16 protein-coding genes are annotated in these 19,958 nt (G+C 59.4%); 11 read left to right on the top strand and 5 right to left on the bottom strand.

The features are described from left to right. Positions 1 to 75: 75 nt before the first annotated feature. Both smc and BBOMB_RS03740 read right to left on the bottom strand, forming a co-directional pair. Positions 76 to 3,783: a chromosome segregation protein SMC gene (gene smc, locus BBOMB_RS03735; protein ID WP_044087117.1), complete on the bottom strand. Its 3,708-nt coding sequence runs from the start codon at positions 3,781 to 3,783 to the stop codon at positions 76 to 78. A 43-nt stretch (positions 3,784 to 3,826) separates the two neighbouring features. Continuing rightward, positions 3,827 to 5,497 carry a bifunctional folylpolyglutamate synthase/dihydrofolate synthase gene (locus BBOMB_RS03740; RefSeq protein WP_044087115.1) on the bottom strand — a complete coding sequence of 557 codons (1,671 nt, stop codon included), beginning with the start codon at positions 5,495 to 5,497 and terminating at the stop codon, positions 3,827 to 3,829. Between the two features lie 445 nt (positions 5,498 to 5,942). On the opposite strand from BBOMB_RS03740, the gene BBOMB_RS03745 reads away from it, so the two are divergent. Together BBOMB_RS03745 and BBOMB_RS03750 are read left to right on the top strand one after the other, a co-directional pair. Continuing rightward, a complete protein-coding gene (locus BBOMB_RS03745; protein ID WP_044087114.1) occupies positions 5,943 to 7,541 on the top strand; it encodes an aminopeptidase P family protein in 1,599 nt (532 codons plus the stop codon). 106 nt (positions 7,542 to 7,647) lie between these two features. Continuing rightward, complete coding sequence (locus BBOMB_RS03750; RefSeq protein ID WP_044087113.1) at positions 7,648 to 8,169, top strand: NUDIX hydrolase; 522 nt, start codon at positions 7,648 to 7,650, stop codon at positions 8,167 to 8,169. 156 nt (positions 8,170 to 8,325) lie between these two features. Here BBOMB_RS03750 and BBOMB_RS03755 read toward each other — a convergent pair whose 3' ends face one another. Together BBOMB_RS03755 and nagB are read right to left on the bottom strand one after the other, a co-directional pair. After that, a complete protein-coding gene (locus BBOMB_RS03755; RefSeq protein ID WP_238549879.1) occupies positions 8,326 to 9,642 on the bottom strand; it encodes an N-acetylglucosamine-6-phosphate deacetylase in 1,317 nt (438 codons plus the stop codon). Between the two features lie 249 nt (positions 9,643 to 9,891). Then, positions 9,892 to 10,680 (bottom strand): glucosamine-6-phosphate deaminase, encoded by a 789-nt coding sequence (gene nagB / locus BBOMB_RS03760; RefSeq protein ID WP_044087112.1) that lies wholly within the window; start codon positions 10,678 to 10,680, stop codon positions 9,892 to 9,894. A gap of 195 nt (positions 10,681 to 10,875) precedes the next feature. Here nagB and BBOMB_RS08035 point away from each other — a divergent pair, with 195 nt between their 5' ends. The 6 genes from BBOMB_RS08035 (at position 10,876) to BBOMB_RS07560 (ending at position 14,945) form a co-directional block, all read left to right on the top strand. Then, complete coding sequence (locus BBOMB_RS08035) at positions 10,876 to 11,139, top strand: hypothetical protein (RefSeq protein ID WP_152570119.1); 264 nt, start codon at positions 10,876 to 10,878, stop codon at positions 11,137 to 11,139. 114 nt (positions 11,140 to 11,253) lie between these two features. Continuing rightward, the gene (locus tag BBOMB_RS08040) at positions 11,254 to 11,397 is read left to right on the top strand and encodes a hypothetical protein (protein ID WP_156097127.1); all 144 of its coding nucleotides are present in this window, start codon (positions 11,254 to 11,256) and stop codon (positions 11,395 to 11,397) included. A 95-nt stretch (positions 11,398 to 11,492) separates the two neighbouring features. Beyond that, entirely contained in the window at positions 11,493 to 12,242 is a 750-nt protein-coding gene (locus tag BBOMB_RS03770; protein WP_052377421.1) for an extracellular solute-binding protein, read from the top strand. 121 nt (positions 12,243 to 12,363) lie between these two features. Beyond that, positions 12,364 to 12,678: a hypothetical protein gene (locus tag BBOMB_RS07550; protein WP_156097128.1), complete on the top strand. Its 315-nt coding sequence runs from the start codon at positions 12,364 to 12,366 to the stop codon at positions 12,676 to 12,678. Between the two features lie 211 nt (positions 12,679 to 12,889). Beyond that, entirely contained in the window at positions 12,890 to 13,747 is an 858-nt protein-coding gene (locus BBOMB_RS07555; RefSeq protein WP_052377423.1) for a glycoside hydrolase family 20 zincin-like fold domain-containing protein, read from the top strand. Next, the gene (locus BBOMB_RS07560; RefSeq protein WP_161787697.1) at positions 13,629 to 14,945 is read left to right on the top strand and encodes a family 20 glycosylhydrolase; all 1,317 of its coding nucleotides are present in this window, start codon (positions 13,629 to 13,631) and stop codon (positions 14,943 to 14,945) included. The genes BBOMB_RS07555 and BBOMB_RS07560 overlap by 119 nt, the downstream gene beginning before the upstream one ends. A gap of 41 nt (positions 14,946 to 14,986) precedes the next feature. On the opposite strand, the gene BBOMB_RS03785 is transcribed toward BBOMB_RS07560, so the two are convergent. Next, a complete protein-coding gene (locus BBOMB_RS03785; RefSeq protein WP_044087108.1) occupies positions 14,987 to 16,099 on the bottom strand; it encodes an ROK family transcriptional regulator in 1,113 nt (370 codons plus the stop codon). Positions 16,100 to 16,383: 284 nt separating this feature from the next. On the opposite strand from BBOMB_RS03785, the gene BBOMB_RS03790 reads away from it, so the two are divergent. The 3 genes from BBOMB_RS03790 (at position 16,384) to BBOMB_RS03800 (ending at position 19,956) form a co-directional block, all read left to right on the top strand. Beyond that, the gene (locus tag BBOMB_RS03790) at positions 16,384 to 17,355 is read left to right on the top strand and encodes an ROK family protein (protein ID WP_238549880.1); all 972 of its coding nucleotides are present in this window, start codon (positions 16,384 to 16,386) and stop codon (positions 17,353 to 17,355) included. A 153-nt stretch (positions 17,356 to 17,508) separates the two neighbouring features. Beyond that, on the top strand, positions 17,509 to 19,026 hold the full coding sequence (locus tag BBOMB_RS03795) for an ROK family transcriptional regulator (RefSeq protein ID WP_081867277.1): 1,518 nt from the start codon (positions 17,509 to 17,511) through the stop codon (positions 19,024 to 19,026). Between the two features lie 36 nt (positions 19,027 to 19,062). Next, complete coding sequence (locus BBOMB_RS03800) at positions 19,063 to 19,956, top strand: carbohydrate kinase family protein (protein ID WP_044087107.1); 894 nt, start codon at positions 19,063 to 19,065, stop codon at positions 19,954 to 19,956. Positions 19,957 to 19,958 lie beyond the last annotated feature (2 nt).

A 19,958-nucleotide genomic window follows, 5' to 3' on the forward strand; every position in this document is an offset into this window, starting at 1 on the left:
TGAACGTGCACGTCCACAGGTCCTTCCGCCCGTGCGCATGCACCGACATGCCTACGCCTTCGTTGGGCGCCTTCCTCAACGGATGCGATCGCCTGCGCTCGCCTGTACATCCTCAAGTTTCTGACTGATGACGGCAGTGACGCCGTCGGAACGCATCGTGACGCCATAGAGCGCATCCGCGATGGCCATCGTCCGCTGCTGGTGCGTGATGACAATGAGCTGGGCGTGGGTGCGCAGGTCTTCGAGGGCGTTCAACAGACGAGTCAGGTTCAGATCGTCCAATGCCGCCTCGACCTCATCCATGACATAGAACGGACTCGGACGGGCGGTGAAGATGGCGAACAGCAAGGCCAGAGCCGTAAGCGAACGTTCACCGCCGGAAAGCAGACTCAGCTGCTTCACCCTTTTGCCGGCCGGGCTGGCCTCAACTATCACACCCGTAGTGAGCAGATCATCAGGATTTTCCAAGCGCAGACGCCCCTTGCCACCCGGGAAGAGGGTGGCAAAGACCCTTTCGAAAGCCGCCGCGGTATCGTCGAAAGCACTCCTGAACACGTCCACCATCGTCTTGTCGAGGTCCTTGATGAGCTGCAGCAGATCGGCACGGCTTTGGGCCACGTCATTGCGTTGGTCGTTCATGAATTTGTTACGGGTCTCGAGCGCCTCGTATTCCTCCGTAGCAAGCGGATTGACCTTGCCCAATGCCTCCAGGTCATGGCGCGCCTTCTTCACCCGCTTCTCCTGCTGGGAACGTTCATAGGGCACGGTTTCATAACGTGTCTCAGCCCCCTCGGCATCTCCGGAATCCGAATCCAAGGGCACCGGATTGCCTTCATCGTCAAGCACCGGTACGGGAACTTCCGGGCCGTATGCGGCAAGCTCGGTCATGGCGATGCCCAGGTCGTCGCTCACTTTCTGTTCCAACTGTCCGAGCCGTGACGCCAATCGTTCGCGATCCATATCCAGATCGTGCTCCTGACGTTGCAACCGAGACACTTGCGGTTCCAACTCACGGCTGCGGCCACGCAACGCCTTTAACTCTTCGTCATTGTCCAACGCCGCGGAAGCCAGTGAGTCTCTCCAATTCCCGACAGCCTCCATGCGCTTATGCACCATTGCAGCCACTGCAAGGGCATCCGCGGCCGTCTCACGCGAACGTTCCGCCTGCGATTTGCGGCGTTCGTTCATTTCAGCCGCACGCTCACGCCGGCGCAGGGCATCCTGAGCCTGCGTATGCAGCAACCCAGCCTGCCGTTGCAGGGATTGTGCCCTATGATCGGCGTCATTCCAAGCTATTTTTGCAGTCGTTTCGGTCTCGCGGGCCGCATCGAGGTCATGTTCCAAGGAACGCTCACGCTGCTCCAACTCGTTGAAATCGGCCTGGATATCGGATCCGCCTTCAATCCGTTCCAGTGCCTGCCGTGTATCCTGGAGCTTGATTCGGTGCTGCTCGAGTTCCTCCCCCAATCGTGCCGCACGCTCATCCATCGCCTTGATCCGACGTTCAATGTCGGCATGTCTGCCTTGCGCCTGACGCAAGGATTGTTCAGACTGCTGGGCTCGAGCGCGAGCCTGAATCCGCAGCTGGGAAATCCTATCGACCTCTCTGCCCGCCTCCTCGCGGGCGTTCTGCGCCTCATCCACCTGCTGGTCGATCGCGCGCTTGCGCCGTTCAAGCTCTCTCGCTTCCTGAAGTGCCTTGTCACGCCGAGCCACCAGTGAGAGGTCGCTTTGCCGTGCCGTCGAACCACCGATGGCTCCGACTCTGTTCACGACCTCCCCCGACCGCGTCACCACCTGTCGCCATGTTCCGTCACGATCTGCTGCTTCAAGAGAGAAAGCCGCATCCAGATCCTCCACCACGGCCACATCCTTCAATAGCCAACGCACCGAGGACACCAAAGCCCGCACATAAGGAGAGCCCTCGGCATCGGGATTGGCACTGACAAGCTCCCAAGCCCTGGTACAGTCTCGCACCGTACTTGCGGAGTCGGCCGGCTCGACGCTGGTGCGTTGGTCCGCAGCGCCTAGGTCGTCGTCCAGCGCATCGGCACCGCCATGAACACCACCGAAGGGACGCATCACGACGGCACGGCCGAGTTTGTCGCCATGCGTGCGTCGCAACGCGCCCACCATATCGTCCTCCCCTTTGACTATCAGAGCGCTGGCGAACTGGCCCAACGCCTGGGAGATGGCCTCCTCCCAACCTTCACGGACACGGATGAAATCGGTCAGGCCTCCGAGCACATCGACTTGGTCACCTTCATCACCCAGGCTTTTCAGAGCGCCGGAAGCCGTCCTGCTTTCCAGGGTGTCATTGAGAGCATCGGCCTTGGCCTTCAGCGCTATCACCTGTGAGTCAAGGTCACGAGAACGCTTGCGCAGATCCTCCAAGGCCTCGGACCTCTCACGCAACGTGGTCCTGGCGCTCTCCAACAGGTCTTCATCATCCGACTCGTCGGCTCCTTGCATGGACTTCTCAAGTTCGCTGACCTGAGCTTCGGCTTGTTTCGACTGTCGCATGAGGTCGTCACGCTGGGCTTGGGCATCCGCCGACCGCGTCTTGGCAAGATCGACTGCGGCCTCTTCGGTGGCCAACAACGTTTTCAGGCTCGTCAACTGGCTTTCGCGCTGTTGCGAGGTGCGGCGCAGCTGGGCTATGGTTTGGCGTGAAGCGGCCAGCTTTTTCTCGGCATCCGCACGGCTTTCGGTGGCTTTGTCCAATTGCAGACGCGCATCCGCAGCCGCTTGGATCTGTGTTTTCGCCTGGCTTTCAAGTTCCACGGCACGCGATTGCAACAGACCAGGATCCTCACCGAGATTCACCGACATCTGGCTTTCCGCCGATCGCGCGCGTTCCTGGGCCAGCGAAGACAAAGCCTTGAAGCGTTCTTCGAGTTGTGAGTAATCGTGCCACAACTCGTTGGCACGGGCTATGGCAGGACTTGATTCGGAACTTAACGCCTCGACCTGATCGATGCGCAACTTGACCTGTGCCAAATCACGCTGGGCCCCCTCCAGATCGGAACGAACCTGCCTCATCCGTGCGCGGACGTCGTCACGCTCCTGTCCGATCCTCTGCGCGTCATCGGCATAGAGCCGGGCCTGGGCGTCACGCAACGTCACCTGTATGCCATCGGCACGCCGTGAAATCCTGGCCTGCCTACCGAGCGGACCCAGTTGACGGTGGATCTCACGAAGCAGGTCATCCGTACGCGCCAGGTTGTCCTCGACGTTCTTCAGCTTGCGCAGTGCTCGTTCCTTACGCTTGCGGTGTTTGAGAATCCCCGCAGCCTCTTCGATGAATGCCCGGTGACCGGCGGGATCGGCCTTCAATATCTCATCAAGCCGCCCCTGCCCGACGATGACGTGCATCTGCTGGCCCAAACCGGTGTCCGAGAGCAGCTCTTGGATGTCCAGAAGCCGGCACGCCGAACCGTTGATCGCGTATTCGGAGCCTCCGTTGCGAAAAATCGTGCGGGATATGGTGACTTCGGTGTAATCGATGTCCAGAGCGTGATCCGTATTGTCGATGGTAAGGCTCACCTGGGCCCTGCCCAGCGGCGGACGATTCGACGTGCCGGCGAATATCACGTCTTCCATCGACGTGCCGCGCAGATTCTTGGCGCCCTGTTCCCCCATGACCCATGTCAACGCATCGACGATGTTGGATTTGCCCGATCCGTTAGGCCCGACGACCGCAGTGATTCCGGGCTCGAAACGCAATGTCGTGGCGGTGGCGAAAGACTTGAACCCACGTAACGTCAATTCCTTGAGGTACATAGTCAGCCGACACCGCCCTTTTCACGAAGAATACAGTACTTTCCTATTCTACTTCGTCACCGGAACCATCGGCACCGCCATCGCCACCTTCACGGGCGCGGAGGTTCGCCTCGGAGCGTCCGCCGGACTTAGGCTTCTGGGCTTCATCCGAAAAGTCACCGAATGCTCCACCGAAGATTTCCGAGACGATATCTTCGTCATCTTCGTCCCTTTCGTTATCGGACGCCCCGTCCTCTGCACTCTGCGGCGCGGGGCCCTTGCGTGAATCAAGGAACGCCTCGCCATCACCCGCACCGTCGCCGCGCTCGGATTTCGGCTTGTCCAAAACATCATCGTGACGTTCCCTGAGCAGTGAACGGGCATCACCGGCCAACACGAAACTACCGCAGATAAGCACACCGTGCCCGTAACCCACACCCATCTCGTCATCGCTGTCCACCATGTCCACGGCCGTCTGGATGGCATCCGGAAGGTCATCGATGCGGGTCACGCGGTCCGCTCCGAAGACCTTGTTCGCCACCTTCTGCAGATCCTCAGCCGGCATCTGCCGGTCGGTCCATGAATTGTTCGTCACAATCACATGGCTGAGCAATGGCTCAAGCACACCGAGATAATCCTCCACCTGCTTATCGCGCATCATTGAGACGATGCCGACCAACTGCCGGAAATCATAGTTCTCTTCTATCGCCGCACGCAGCGACTGTGCCGCATTGAGGTTATGCCCGCCATCGATGATTATGGTGGGCGACGTTCGAACCTGTTCGATGCGACCTGGAATCCTGACCGAACTGAGTGCCTGCGCCACCACATCCGTTTCAAGTTGACCGGACACAGGGATGACGATCTCCGCAGCCGCGAGCGCCGCGAGGGCGTTGTGGGCCTGGTGCTCACCGAACTTCGCGACAGGAATGTCCTCATACAGGCCTCGGGGCGTACGCAACGTGACCACCTGACCTCCCACAGCCGGCGCACGTGAGACGACCTCCATCTCCTCGCCATCGCGGACCATGGTGGCATGGGCGCCGACGGCCGCCTGTTCCAGAATAGGCATGACCTCGGCCTCATGAGGCTGTCTGCCGATGATAGCCGTGGACTCATGCTTGATGATGCCGGCCTTTTCCGCGGCTATCTCCTCGACGGTATCACCCAACCACTGCATGTGATCCATGTCGACGGGGCCGATGACCGCAGCGTCACCGATGAGGGCGTTGGTCGCATCCCACGTGCCGCCCATACCCACTTCGAATATGGCCACGTCCACCGGAGTGTCTGCGAATTTCCAGACCGCCATGGAAGTAAGAATTTCGAAGAAGCTCATCGGCTCCTTCCCTTCCTTCTGCATCCTGGCGTCCACCAAGGCCACGAAATCCTTGATCTGCACCCAGGTATCGATGAAGTCGTCGTCGGAAAGCTGCTGTCCGTCCACGGCGATGCGCTCGTTGATGCGCTCCAGATGAGGCGAGGTGTACAGGCCGGTTCGCATCCCGTAAGCACGGCAAATGGCCTCAGCCATCCTGGCGGTGGAGCCTTTGCCGTTCGTTCCGGTGACGTGAATAATTCGGAAAGAGTCCTCCGGGTGCCCCAATAGGTCCAGCATCACGTTCATGCACTCCAGATCATGTCCCTTGTCGGCGTGCGAAGTCGGACGACGCATGATGTCGCGCTCGACCTCACCGATGGACATGGCATCTGCATTCGGATGTTCGTATGACATTAAGACCCTCTAACCCTAGCACCTTGAAATCCGCCGATCTCGTCCGGAACGACGATGACTGCGATGTTCCCCATTCTAAGTGAGGGAGCGGCCATCGGCGTACATTTCTGCGCCTGGAATACCAACCTTCGTCCATACCCGTCCGCCGGACCGACTTCGCACGGTATGGCACGGCACACACGCGGGAGCGGATGCAAGTCTCGCGCGGTCATCTTGTCGTCGCCAACCTGGTATGGCACGGCACACACGGGGGCGGATGCCCCTCGTACCCGCCGCACCGCTGCGTGAAGGTCGCGTTACGGCAATCCACAATACGTCACGACACCATGCAAACTCGACAACCATGATTAGAATGAACCGTGTGGAAAGGCCTGGGCAGATGACCCGAGCCATGATCGCGTAACATAAGCGCCCGGCTCGCCGGCACCGCATTTGAGGAGGACTTGTGGGTTCACCAATCACAGAAAAGGACAAGGAGTACGAAGCGATGGAGATGAAGAACGCACCGGGCGCGGATCAAAAACTCAGCGAGCGTGTCAAGAACCGCACCTTGCGCCCTCAAGGCCAGACGTTCAAGGAATTCATGACGGCTAATTGGGACAACAACGAACCCGAAACTGAACCACTGGAATCCAGTGAATACATTCCGGCACGTCTGCGAGCGTTAGGCAAGCGCTTTCCTGGAGAACGCCTCATCATTCCCGCGGGCCAGCCGAAGGTACGCAACAACGATGACGATTACGCCTTCCGTCCAGACACCACCTTCACTTACTACACCGGTTTAGGCAAGGATTATGAAGCCGGAGCCGTGCTCGTCCTCGAACCGGTCGATCCACAGGGTCCGTCAGCTGCGCCCGGCGACACGCACACGCCTGAACTCTATGTGGCCCCACGTTCAGACAACAGCACCGAGGCGTACTACCAGGACGACCATTACGGCGAATATTGGGTAGGCCCACGCGCAGGCCTGAAGGAACTCAAGGCGATGACGGGCATCGATACGTACGACATCGCGATGCTCCCTCAAGCCTTGGCCAAACCGACACCCGGTACCGATGGCGGCACAGGCGGTGCCAGCCTGCGCATCATCCGCGACGCCGATCCCGACGTGACCGCCTTGGTCGATGCGGTCCGCACCATGCGCGGTGCCGATACGCAGATGCAGGACGAGGCGCTGCCCGCGGACGGTACGCTGCGCGAATTCACGTCGGAAGCCCGCATGATCAAGGACGATTTCGAAATCAATGAAATGCGCAAAGCGGTGGCGGCGACAAAGGACGGTTTCGACCGGATACTGACCCGCCTGCCAAACGTGCTCGACAAGCCGCGCAGCGAACGCATGTTGGAGGCCGAATTCACTGGCGTGGCGCGCGAGGAAGGCAACGCGGTGGGCTATGACACCATAGTCGCCTCTGGCGAGCATGCCCCGATTCTGCATTGGATGCGCAACACGGGGACCGTCGGCACCGGCGAACTGCTGCTCATCGATGCTGGGGTGGAGCTGGACAGCCTGTACACGGCGGACATCACCCGTACCTTCCCTACGGACGGCAAATTCACCGACCTGCAGAAAAAGGTCTACCAGGCGGTACTTGATGCTCAACAGGCCGGGTTCGAAGCCGCATGCGTCGGCGCCACATACTCCGACATACACCACGCCTGCATGCGATCCATCGCCCAGACATTGCATGACTGGGACATCCTGCCGGTAAGCGTCGAGGAATCCCTTGCACCGACCGGCCAGCAACACCGCCGTTGGCTCGCTTGCGGGGTGGCTCACCATCTCGGACTCGACGTCCATGACTGTGCACAGGCCCGCTACGAGTCCTACCACGGCGGCGCCATTCGACCCGGAATGATCTTCACCATCGAACCCGGTCTGTATTTCGCCAAGAACGACCTGCTTCTGCCCACGGAACTGCGGGGCATCGGCGTACGTATCGAGGACGACGTGCTCATGACCGAGAATGGCCCCGAATGGATTTCCGCCGGAATTCCCAAGGAGATCGACGATGTGGAACGGTGGATGGCATCCCTGCGCTGACGTCCCTCCGTGTGCCGTCGTCCTTGTCCGATTTCGGCAAGGACGACGGCACACAACCGTATAAATATTTCAAAAGCCGATACAATTCGGACAGGATAAGGCGAGCATGACCACACCGGATTTCATTCTGGGACTCCGCAGGAAGATAGGACACGACCCGTTATGGCTCACGGGAGTCGTGGGACTCGTCATGGACGACGAAGGCCATGTGCTGCTGGGAAAACGATCCGACAGCGGCCAGTGGGCGCTGATTTCGGGGATCGTGGAGCCCGGAGAGCAGCCGGCCGACACTCTTGTACGCGAGTTCAAAGAGGAGACCGGCGTCGACGTGACCGCCAGCGAACTGGTCGCCGTCACCTCCGAACCGCACCCGTACGCACTGGGCAACGACGATCAGGTGCATTTCATGAATCTGCTGTTCCTGTGCGACCTCACGCCGCAAGGCGTGCGCATCCCATCCACGCCCGACGGCGAGAACGAGGAGACCGGTTGGTTCGACCTCGCCGCCCTCCCCCAGCCCATGCAACCGATGAGTCTGGAGCGGCTGCGCCTTTTCCACAGGTATCTTGCCCGGCATGACGACGGGAAGTCGCACGCTCTGTTCTTTTCGGATGGGCAACTGCATTGAACACTCGCGGCAGGCGAGGAACGTCTGTCCCGAACCAATCCGACACGGGCGCACTCGATACGTCTCTCCTACGGCGGGCTCGATGTACGCGATACATGCACCGTCCTCACGTCCATGCCTACACCTTCGATGGTGCCATCGCAAGGCATGCCGTCTTCACCGCAAGGCACGCCCCGCACACCAAACATGCTCCACCCGCCAGGTCGTGGCGTTGCTCAGAAGGATATCGGCAGCATAGCCGGGAGCCACCAGCCCCAAGGGGTCACCCGTGATGCGGTTCGGTCGGTCGAGTCCGTAGGCTCGTGCGGGGGTGAGGGTCGCCGCCTCCACCGCATCTGCCGGCCGAAATCCCAAATCGCACACCGCACGCCGGACGGCATGCTCCAGCACCAACGTGGAACCGGCGATGGCGCCGTTCGACACAAGCCTGGCATGCCCCTGCTCGACCCGGACGTCAAGCTCGCCTAATTTGTATGCGCCATCGGGGCAATCCGTGGCGCTCATGGCGTCGGTGACGAATGAGACACGATGCGGCGCGAATGCGAAGCCGAGGCGTACCATAGGGTCCTGCACATGGAAACCGTCGTTGATCAACTCGATGGTTACGCGTGGATCCTCCACTGCTGCCGGAATCGGACCGGGCGCACGGTGGTGCAAGCCGTTCATGGCGTTGAACATATGCGTCATGATTCGAGCTCCGGCATCGAAACCGCGCTTCGCGCTCTCATAGTCGGCATCACAATGCCCCACAGCCGGTATGACTCCAGCTCGGGCAAAACGCGAAATGGCACGAAGACCATGCGGCAGTTCGGGGGCGATGGTGATCTGACGGATGCACCCGTCCGCGGCCTCGAGCAGACGATCCACGATGTCATCGGTGGGGTCCAACAGGCAGGCTGGGTCATGGGCACCCTTACGGGAAAGCGCAAGGAAAGGCCCCTCCAAATGGGCGCCAAGGACATCGGGGCGCGAAGCCATCTTCGCATGCACCGTTTTCAGATTGCGGCACATGACATCCAAGGGGTTGGTGATAAGTGAGAGCACCTGCCGGGTCGTGCCGTGCATGGCGTGACCGGCCCTGACCGTATCGATTGCGTCCGCACCGTCATCGAACGATTTTCCCCACGCCCCATGAACGTGGGTATCGATGTAGCCCGGAGTGAGGTTGCTTCCACGGGCATCGACCACGTCGGCCTCGCCGATGCCGTTCGCCGCGAGCGCGGACGTGAACTCGTCGTCGCCCGTGCCCGTGGCCACGATGCGCCCGCCTGAGGATACGAGCCAGAAATGCCCGAGAACACCGGCCGCGTCCACTTTGCGCGCCCCACGGATGGCGAAATCACGGACCGGCCCCACAAGCGCATCGCTGACGTCGCGCACCAGACGCTCACGCTCCGGCGACCTACCTTCCTCACGTGTCTGCGCGGGCTGCGACCGCGCGAAATCCTCCTCGACCATGTTCACGACCTCCATGTCATTTCCGCGATGTTGATGCAACAATCCAAACCATATGAACAGTCATACCATACCTGAGACCTTGTCGCTGCACGAACCGGCGGCCATCCCGTTTCAAGCACCGGACGGAGCCCGGAACGCACAATACGACGAGACAACGGCAAACCAGGCAAAGCAGCAAGCCAACGAAGACGAACGATAGGTCATCGCCCGGCGCAGAGGTGGTAAGGCCGTACCTGAACACCGATCTTCGGCTACGCCCTGCGATCAGATGCCCTGCCAGGCCGGCTTGTGCGCGTATGCATACTCGTAGTAGTCGACATGCTTGAGTCGGGAGGCCGCTGAATGGTCCACGATGATGGTGGCATGCGGGTGCAGCTGCAACGCCGAGGCCGGGCAGAACGAGCTGATACCGCCTTCGCAGGTGGCCGCCACGGCATCGGCCTTGTTAGCTCCGAACGCCAGCAGCACGAGATGGCGGGCCTTGAGGATGGTCCCAATGCCTTGCGTGATGCAATGCGTCGGAACCTGATTGATGTCACCGTCGAAGAAACGTGCGTTGTCCTTGCGCGTTTGCTCGAGGAGGGTCTTGATGCGCGTTCCAGAAGCCAGCGAGGAACCAGGTTCGTTGAATCCGATATGCCCGTCAGAACCGATGCCGAGAATCTGCACATCCACCCCGCCGGCAGCTGAGATGGCCTCGTCGTACTGACGCCCGGCCACGGCGATGGTATCCAGGTTCCCATTGGGAACTTGCACCAACTGAGGATCCAGACCAAGGGGCTCGACCACCGTACGCGTAATCGTACTGCGATAGGACTGCGGGTGGGAGGGATCAAGGCCGGCATACTCGTCAAGCGCAAAACCGCGCACCTTACTCACGTCGATGCCTTCCGCCTCGATATGCTGTGCGAGATGCCTGTATGCAGCCAACGGACTCGATCCCGTGGCCAAGCCCAGCACCGCGTCGGGCTTGGCTTTGATAAGGGACGCCACGCTTTGCGCGTAGATTTCGCCCGCCTCGTCCTCGTCGTCCACAATGATGACTTCCGCCATGATGACCACCTTTCTTCACCGCGCCACCGCGGCCCAAGCGAAATGGCTGAAACAAGCGCATCGGCGTCTTCTTCCAGCTGAGCGAACACTATTTGTTTGCCATACTAACAAATACGGAATACATCAGATGCCCCCACCCAGGAAACGCGGCGACCGGTCGGCACCAGGTACGCCCGCTTCATGATCACGGGCATCATGACTGTACATATCATGAAGCAACACCGTTGTGAACCACACATGGGACGATTTACGATTCGCAACGGCATAAGCCTGCGAATCCGTCCAGGAGCGTCCAACACAGCGTATCCTGCCCAAGCACAGCCCCATGGCGCCGCACATCACAGGAAGCAGCGTGTCGCATTTGGTTTATTGCAAGAAGTAACTAAACTTGGACGCATCAATGGTAAAGAAAGAAGCCCGTACTGTTTTATTTTTCATAAATTGAAAATTGATGCATGATAAGTCGCGTCCGGCCTATGCGGTTTGAATCCAGGAAGCCCGGGAGACGAAGGTTCTCACGGCGGAACGAACCGGACGACGCAGTCCAGGGGCAAGGATTGGCGAAGGGGAAGTATGGTGAAACGCGGGAAACGCGTGCTGGCAACGATCGGGGCGGCCGTCATGACGCTGACTGTAGGCGGCTGCTCGATCGGCGTAAAGAACCCGGCCGATCACATCGCGTATGAGAACTCAAAAGGCAAGACACTGACCGTATAGGTGATGCACAACGATTACAGCACGGAGACCATCGCACAGATCAATAAACGCTTCACACAGGAAACGGGAGCCAAGGTCAAGGTCCAAGTCCAGCAATGGGACGGCATAACCGACAAAACGATCCGATCGCTTTCCTCTTCCCGCCCCCGGACGTGATCGACCTAGGCAACACGCAGGTGGCCGGCATTGCACAAACAGGCGGCTTACTCGATCTGACCGCCTGGAAAGACAAGCTATCAGGCGGCGACACCTGGGTCAAGGGACTGGAGAAACCCGCGACCGTCAACTCAAGGCTGTATGGCATTCCTGCTTTCGCCGCTGCAAGAGCCGTGATTTACAACCAGAAGGTCTGGGCCGACGCCACCATCACTCGGGAGCCCAAGAACTGGGATGAATTCATCCGCGACCTCGACAAACTGCGGAGCAGGAACGCCAACGACCCTAATTTCGTACCGTTCTATCTGCCCGGACAGATGTGGTATTCGACGCTCCAATTCATCTGGGATGCAGGAGGCGACGTAGCCCGGCAGGAAGACGGAGACTGGAAGGGATCCACGTCGAATCCTCGGACCCGTCGAGGCCTGGAGGAGTGGAAGAGCTTCCAAAACACATATTCCAGCGAAGCATCCAGAACCGCCGATTCGCTGGATCCGGACATGGAACAGCTTCTGGCCGACGGAAACACCGGAGCCATTCTGAGCAATTCCGCGAGCATACTCGCCATCGAAAGGGACAATCCGGACATCGGCCGCGATGATCTCGCTTCTTTCGCTATGCCCGGCCGGTCAGGAAGAAACCAGCCTTCTATGGTCGCCGGGTTCGGATTGGGGCGTAGCCGCCCGTAGCACGAAGCAAGAACTCGCCGTCAAATGGATCGACATCGCCACCAGCGACGACATCCAGCTGAACTGGGTTTTCGCCCACGACGGATGGCTTCCCAACAGTGTGCAGGGACTCGATCGGGCCATGAGAATGGATAATTTCCCCGAAAAGGAGCGAGGCTTCTTCGAGGCGGCGAAAAACTCGAAGTCCACGCCTGGGTCGCCAAACTGGTACAAGATCGAAGGCGACAAGTCAATCAACATGTTCACCCAATCCATCGCCACGGGAGCGAACTCCATCTCCGAGGCGACTCAGAGGTTCGACCGTCATCTGGACGAAACCCTTGCCGACGGACCTGGATACGAACCGGCAGCCTCCACCTCGACTTCGGAACTGCAATGGGACATCGATTTCACCGCGTCCCGCATGGACGAACGGGCGGAATACTGCATGCCGTAGGCGAAGGCCAGTCGTCTTCGTTTACGGATTGAAGTCATCATAATGATTGCAACGCGGTCAATGCCTGACGACCCGGACATCGCCGTGAGACCTTCTGCGGTCCAAAATCCCCTATAATGATTGCAACCGCGTCTCTGACGCCGGAGACGTGTCCTTACTTCATTGCGGCTTGACTTGGACCGCGCAACCCGGAAAAGGAGTACACGATACCATGGCATCGACGAACGCGAGACCGGCTCTGCCGACCGACGACATCACCCTCATACCGGAACCGACCTCGGTGACCTTGTTCCATGAGAAAATCTGTTTACCGATAGCAGGCACAATCGGGTATGTCGGGCCTAAGACGAACGACGGATCCCAGGCAGAAAGCATGCTCGCATACGAAGTGGCTGAGAGCATCGAGGAACGAACCGCACTAAGGTGGGACTGTACACAAGGCGATGGCTGGAACGCGTTCATCAGACTCATCGTCGACGATTCCCTCAGCGCCCGGACATACACCGTCCATATCGAGCGATCCGCAGATCCGACCGTCACCGTACGCGGGGCCGATACGGAAGCCCTGCGATACGGCGTGCAGACGCTACGCCAGATCATCAGACAGTGCGCCCCGACACTGCCTTGCCTGCACATCGAGGACAAACCGGCGTTCACCGTACGTTCCTACAGTCTCGATGTCACCAGGGGGCGCGTTCCCACGATGCGATGGCTCAAACATTGGGCCGACAAACTCAGTCTCTACAAGTACAACCAACTGCAGCTCTATGTCGAGCATTCCTTCGCGTTCGATGAACTGAGCGAGACCTGGCGTGGGGTCAGCCCGCTGAAACCCACGGACATCCAGGAGTTCGACGATTACTGCCGCAGACGAGGCATCGAGCTTGTCCCCCTCGCTCTCGACCTTCGGCCACCATTACATGAACCTACGCACACATACCATGCGCGCATTGGGCGAATTCCCTGGCGACGCCGAACGCCGTTACAGTTTCATCGAACGCCAGGAGCATCATACCCTCAATATAACCATGCCCGAAGCATTCGAATTCTCCACACGCATCATCGATGAGTATGCCGGTCTTTTCCATTCCGCCATGTTCAACATCGGCGCCGACGAGACGTTCGACTTGGGCAAGGGCGCGTCCAAACAGCAGGCTCTGAAATCGGGAGTGTCCAACATGTACGCGGACTATGTGTCACGGCTGTGCGAACATATCACCCGGCACGGCGGCAGACCCATGTTCTGGGGTGACATCGCCATCTCAATGCCCGAGATACTGGACAGACTCCCCGAGAACGGCATCCTGCTCAACTGGCAGTACTCCCCCGAAGTCAATGAAGACACGATCAAGATAGTGGCCGACCACGGCGTGCAGCAATACGTGTGCTCCGCCATACATGACTGGAACAACCTGTTGCCGGATTACGAAGCCGCTTGGAAGAACATCACGCGCATGGACGAATTCGGCTTGCGCCACGGAGCCATAGGCGCAATGGTGACGGACTGGGGCGACTACGGCAATGTGAACGATCCGAGGATGAGCGTTCCGGGCATGATATACGGCTCGCAATATTCCTGGAACCCGCATGGACCCGGGTTCGATGAGATGAACCGGCGCATCTCGCGATTGGAATACGGCGATATGAGCGGCGAATACGTGGACACGCTCGTCCAAGCCGGAAACGAGACGCGCTTCAGCTGGGCCGATATGGTTACATACCGTGAATTGGACGACGGCAACGGCGGGTTGAATGATGACGTCAGCAGGATGCTTGAAGCCACATTCGGCCAAGACCGATGGAACGCCGACGGTATCACGACCGTAGCCGAAGCTCGAGAACGGTACCTGAAGACCAAGTCCGAGTCCTTGCGTGATTCCGGAGGCTGCGACGAAAGATTGGCGCAGCTCGCTGAAAAACTGGGAACGATTCTGTCACGCGCCACGCATGCGAATGACGCATTCAACTCCGCACAGGCACAGCTGATCGCCATCGCAGGTCAGCGCCTGTTCAACGAACTCGGTGACGCCTTGGCGGTGAACGGGCGGAAAATCGAGGAAACGAGCCGTTCAAGCGGACTTGGGAACGCCGGCTATGCACTGGCGTCACGTATTGAGGAATGGTTCGAGACCTACAGAAGCGTGTGGAGGCAGGTGAGTCGGGAATCCGAGCTTCGCAGAATCGCGGACGTCATTTGGGACTACGCGGACATGCTGCGCAGAAGCGCCGATAGTCAGGAGCATCACAACGACGGTCTTCGTCCGTGACGACGCGACTGTGGGTCATTCATGAATCTCCGGACGCGGTTTCATAGACCTTCGCCGCCCTCCAGCCAATGGTCCAGAACCAGAGCGCACGCACCCAACAGGTTCGCGTCATCGCCTAGAGTCGAGCGACGCACAGACACCCCCTTACGGAACCTTGTGGACACAGCGGCGTTCAGCTCCTGCTGCATGGCATCCAGCAACGTCCTGCCCACGACTCGTGAGTCACCGAGCACCATGACTTCAGGAACGTCAACCAACGCCACAGGAAGGCACAAAGCCCGTCCAAGATAGCGACCTGCCCGAGCGAGTATGGCATCACGGCGGTCAGCACGCTCCCTTATGTCATGCAACAGCAATGGCGCATTCACCTCAGCTTCAAGGCACCCGCGTTTGCCGCAATTGCATGGTCTGCCTCCCGGCTCGACCACCACATGTCCGATCTCACCCGCCTGCATGGCGCACCCCGTGACCAGATGACCGGAAAGCATAAGGCCCGCACCAATGCCGTTGGAGAGCTGGAGCAGTAGCAAATCGGGACCACCCTCTCCAAAACGCCATTCAGCGACGGCTTCGGCATTGGCATCGTTCTCCACGAACACCGGAACACCCAACGCGCCAGCCACTCGGGAACGCAGGTTCACCTCATGCCACCCCAGATTCGTGGCCTCAGCCACGACCCCCTGTGCACGGACGATTCCCGGACATGAGATTCCCACACCTAGAAGAGGCGTTTCGGCACGTTGCGCAAGATCCTCACAAAGCCGGACGACGGAACGAAGGTCGACAGCACCTTCTCCGTCCACAGGCTCATCCAATCGTCCAAGCACACGTCCCGCCAGATTCATCACCGCGCCGCCGAGCACGTGCGGCTGCGAAAGATCAAGAACGACAAGTGAGCGCGAGTCCTCATCCAAATGCAGCATCCGCCCGCGTTTACCTGGGCCTTTGGCATCGCGGACGCCATGCTCCACGACCAACCCGTCCTCGATGAGATCGGCCACGATGTCGGAGACGACCACACGGGTCAGTCCCAGCTCCCTCGCCACGTCGGCACGGCTCATCGCTCCCCGGTACAACAATTTCAATACGGCCGACGAGTTATGGGTACGGACGGCGCTGGGCAGAGCCTTGGTGACGGATTGCGAAACCTTCATTTGCCGCTCCTTGCTCGGTGCACGATACAATCATCTTAGACCACGCCCGTTCAGGCCGCCCATCCGAGTCGCGCCGGTTACCGCCCTCTTGCGCCAGGCTCTCCTCGCCACCCAAAGGAGGCAACGTCTGGTTACCGATGAAGAGTAGACCGTAATTTGTATATTTCCCAAACAAAAGCTAAGCTGACATTGCAACCAGGGTGATGCTTCAGACAACGCAACTTTCGGCGCACAATCACACGAACCAATCACTCATGCAAGACGCAGCGACAAAAGGAAGTTCCATGGCCGAACAGGCATCGATGAAACCCGTCCGTCAAACCAGACCCATGCGGTTTGCAGACAAAAGACGTCACTTGGTTGGCGTCGACATCGGAGGCACAAAAATAGAGACCGTCCTCCTGGGACCCGACGGAAGCCTCCTGAAAAGCTGTCGAACCGCCGCCAGACAAGGCAATGAAGCCGTCCTGTCGGACATCATGACGAGCGTACGACACGTAACCCGGACCTTGGGTAAGTATGACGCCTTCTCCGTGGGCATCGGAATCCCCGGTCAGGTTCAACCATCGACGGGGATGGTCCGCAGCGCGGTCAACCTGGGCATCGACCGCCTTCCTTTGGGACCCGTACTGAGCCACAGGCTAGACGGGGCCGTTGTCCATGTGGAGAACGACGTGAACGCGGCGGCACTGGGAGCTGCGACTCTGCTGCCGACGGAGTGCGAATCAACCTCGGTCTTGATCAATTTCGGCACCGGTCTTGCAGCGGGCGTCGTGAGTGATGGACGAATAGAGCACGGCGACACCGGAATCTGCGGCGAAATAGGCCATATCGCCGTGGAACCACATATGTTTCCCTGCTCCTGCGGTCAGCACGGGTGCCTGGAGACCGTCGCGTCCGGCGGTGCGGTACAACGGCTTTGGCCCGACACCGATGGCCCGGCCATGCCGGAATTGATTGCGCAGGCTGAACACGGCAACCACAAAGCCCAAGCCGTATTGGATATGGTAATCGACGCGCAAGCCACAGCGGTGACCATCGTGGCGCTGTGCGTCGACCCCGGGCGAATCCTGCTGGGCGGCGGTCTGCTACGCACGGGCGAACCGATGATACGTCGTTTGAAAACCGCGTTGGGGCGTCGTGCCGATGGCTGCGCCTTTCTCACTGCGGCCGACCTCGGTGGGCGCATCACACCGGTGCCGACGGACCAACCGATCGGTGCCGTCGGCGCGGCACTGAGTGCGCGCGAAGACTAAGTGCGAAGACCGGGCGTGAAATATCACGACGTCCTTGAGGAACCATCGCGACACGCTGATGTGGGCTTTGACACACAAGAATGTTAACGCTGTTAATATATAAGCGGACGATGTGGAACACAATCAACGACGAAACAAGACAAGGAGGTGCTTATGCCTTCCGTTCGGCGTACTCTCTCCCAGGCTGCGCTTTCGGAGTCGAACCGTTCCCATGTATTGCATCATCTTTACCGCAACGGTGTCAGCTCCAGGGCGCAGATAGCCCGCGCACTGAATCTGACCCCGGCGGCCATCACGAAAATCACGGCACGGCTTCTTGATGACGGCTTGATCGCCAAGACGCCCATGCATGGGCAAACGCAGCCGCCCGTCCAGCGCGACGGAACCGTTGACGAGAATGCTCCGCATCCGTCCATGACCGCACCCCGATCCGTCTCCTCCGGCCGTTCGGTAGGACTGACGATTCGCAGTCACGCCTTCCACGTAATCGGAGTCAAATTCGCCCGAAGTTTGCTGCAACTCGGAACATTCGATCTTGACGGCAATCAGCTTTCCCTTGAGGACCTGCCGACCGTGACCGAAAAAACCATAGACGAATCACTCACAACGCTGCGCCGGAGAATGAATGACCTCATCAAGGAGGACGACGCAATCGTGTCCATAGGCATGGCGGTTCCTGGGCCCTACCTACGCACGGAAGGCAGGACGGCCGTCGTCTCCTCCATGAACAGCTGGCGTAGGATCAACTTCCGCGAACGGTTCGAGGAAGGTTCGTCCGTACCGGTGTTCATCGAACAGGACGCGAGGGCGGGCGCACTGGCCGAAAGCCTTTTTTCAACGCAGCATCAGACCCTTGGCGGGCGTGTGGACCGCACACCCGAAGACGACCGCGCTAATTTCCCCGCACCATCCAGGGACTGCGATTCCTACGAGGACGAGGATGCTGAGAACCTCGCATACTATCTTCTTGGAGAAGGCGTGGGTCTTGGTGTCATCGAGAACGGCAGGCTGTTGGACGGCTACATGGGAACCGCCACCGAGCTGGGGCACATCAGCATCGACATCGAAGGCCGCCCCTGCGAATGCGGCAACTTTGGATGCCTGGAACAGTACTGTTCCGCCGTAGCCACTCACAAAATCATGCAGGAACACGGCTACCCCGGCATCGCCGGCCTCTCGCACCGCGAGGCGTGCGAGCGCCTGTTCGCGGACGCTACGGACGCCAACCAGCCATTGAAAGGCATGGCCCTCGACATCATCGATCAGGTGGGCCGGTACGCGGGGTATGGATGCGTCACCATCATCAATGCCTACAATCCGAAGCACATCATCGTCGGCGACATCCTTTCGCACGCGGGGACGCGGCTGCTTGACGCCATCAACGAAGTGGTACGGGAACGCGTCGTCGAGCAGGTCCGCGCGTCCACAAGCATCGCTCTCTCCTCGCTTCCCACTGATTCCGCGGTAAGTGGGGCCGCCGCCGTGGCCATAACCGCGTTCCTTGACAATCCTTCGAGATTCATCCACAAGCACGGCCGATCCCGCGGGCCCGATTGCGAACGGGCCCCGGCTGAAGAGTCACGCCGCCATGCACTGACCGACGTCAGAGACGGCGAACAACAGGACTTTCCCTATCTAGGGAACAACAGCAGTCAAAATCAAAACCAGTAATTGGAAATCCAATTCGCGTAACCGAAAGGAACGACAATGTCGGAACCAATCGTGCTCTCTATGGGAGAACTCTTGTGGGATATGCTACCCACCGGGAAGCGGGCGGGAGGAGCCCCGACGAACTTCATCTATCACGCCATGCACAATGGATGCGACGGCTACGCCATAAGCGCCGTAGGTGAGGACGATCTGGGCGACGAACTCCTTGAAGACACCCAAAAGGCCGGCATCAAAGGCATCATAGCCCGCAACGCCTGGCCCACAGGAACCGTGGCTGTGGCTCTCGAAAGCGGCATCCCGGAATACACCATCGTCAAAGGCGTGGCCTGGGACCACATCCCTCTGACGCGCAAGGTCATCGAACTCACCCAACAAGCCGACGCCGTATGCTTCGGCACCCTCGCCGTGCGGGCTCCAGAATCGCACGAAACCATTATGGAGCTTCTGAAACACACCAAGCCCGGCGCAATGAAATTCTTCGACATCAACATCCGGGGCGACTTCTACTCCAAGGAAGTCATCGAAGAGCTGCTGAACGCCGCGACCGTCTTCAAACTCAACGACGCAGAACTGCTGTTGCTGCGCGACATGTTCGGTATCGCCGGCATCAGCGACGAGAACGCCTGTACGTGGTTCATCGACCACTACGATCTGGACTACGTCATCCTGACCGGAGGCGCGACCTTCAGCACCATCGTCTCCAAGAGCGGAGAGAAATCGACACTCATGACGCCGAGAGTGGACGCCACCGACACGGTAGGCGCCGGAGACGCGTTCTCAGGCTGTTTCACCGCCCGCATCCTTCAAGGCGACGGTCTGGTGCAGGCCCATAGGGCGGCGGTCAACACCTCCGCCTTCGTATGCACGCAGCCGGGAGCATGGCCACAATACCCTGAACACATCAAGGATTACCTGGCACAGGCCGAGTAATA

Origin of the sequence: Bifidobacterium bombi DSM 19703, from assembly GCF_000737845.1 — a bacterium.
In the GTDB taxonomy this organism is placed as follows: Bacteria; Actinomycetota; Actinomycetes; order Actinomycetales; family Bifidobacteriaceae; genus Bifidobacterium; species Bifidobacterium bombi.

Coding starts and splice junctions, on each gene's coding strand:
- smc (WP_044087117.1), bottom strand. CDS start 3,783: ATGTACCTCAAGGAATTGACGTTACGTGGGTTCAAGTCTTTCGCCACC.
- BBOMB_RS03740 (WP_044087115.1), bottom strand. CDS start 5,497: ATGTCATACGAACATCCGAATGCAGATGCCATGTCCATCGGTGAGGTC.
- BBOMB_RS03750 (WP_044087113.1), top strand. CDS start 7,648: ATGACCACACCGGATTTCATTCTGGGACTCCGCAGGAAGATAGGACAC.
- BBOMB_RS03755 (WP_238549879.1), bottom strand. CDS start 9,642: ATGGAGGTCGTGAACATGGTCGAGGAGGATTTCGCGCGGTCGCAGCCC.
- nagB (WP_044087112.1), bottom strand. CDS start 10,680: ATGGCGGAAGTCATCATTGTGGACGACGAGGACGAGGCGGGCGAAATC.
- BBOMB_RS08035 (WP_152570119.1), top strand. CDS start 10,876: ATGACTGTACATATCATGAAGCAACACCGTTGTGAACCACACATGGGA.
- BBOMB_RS08040 (WP_156097127.1), top strand. CDS start 11,254: ATGGTGAAACGCGGGAAACGCGTGCTGGCAACGATCGGGGCGGCCGTC.
- BBOMB_RS03770 (WP_052377421.1), top strand. CDS start 11,493: ATGGGACGGCATAACCGACAAAACGATCCGATCGCTTTCCTCTTCCCG.
- BBOMB_RS07550 (WP_156097128.1), top strand. CDS start 12,364: ATGAGAATGGATAATTTCCCCGAAAAGGAGCGAGGCTTCTTCGAGGCG.
- BBOMB_RS07555 (WP_052377423.1), top strand. CDS start 12,890: ATGGCATCGACGAACGCGAGACCGGCTCTGCCGACCGACGACATCACC.
- BBOMB_RS03785 (WP_044087108.1), bottom strand. CDS start 16,099: ATGAAGGTTTCGCAATCCGTCACCAAGGCTCTGCCCAGCGCCGTCCGT.
- BBOMB_RS03790 (WP_238549880.1), top strand. CDS start 16,384: ATGGCCGAACAGGCATCGATGAAACCCGTCCGTCAAACCAGACCCATG.
- BBOMB_RS03795 (WP_081867277.1), top strand. CDS start 17,509: ATGCCTTCCGTTCGGCGTACTCTCTCCCAGGCTGCGCTTTCGGAGTCG.
- BBOMB_RS03800 (WP_044087107.1), top strand. CDS start 19,063: ATGTCGGAACCAATCGTGCTCTCTATGGGAGAACTCTTGTGGGATATG.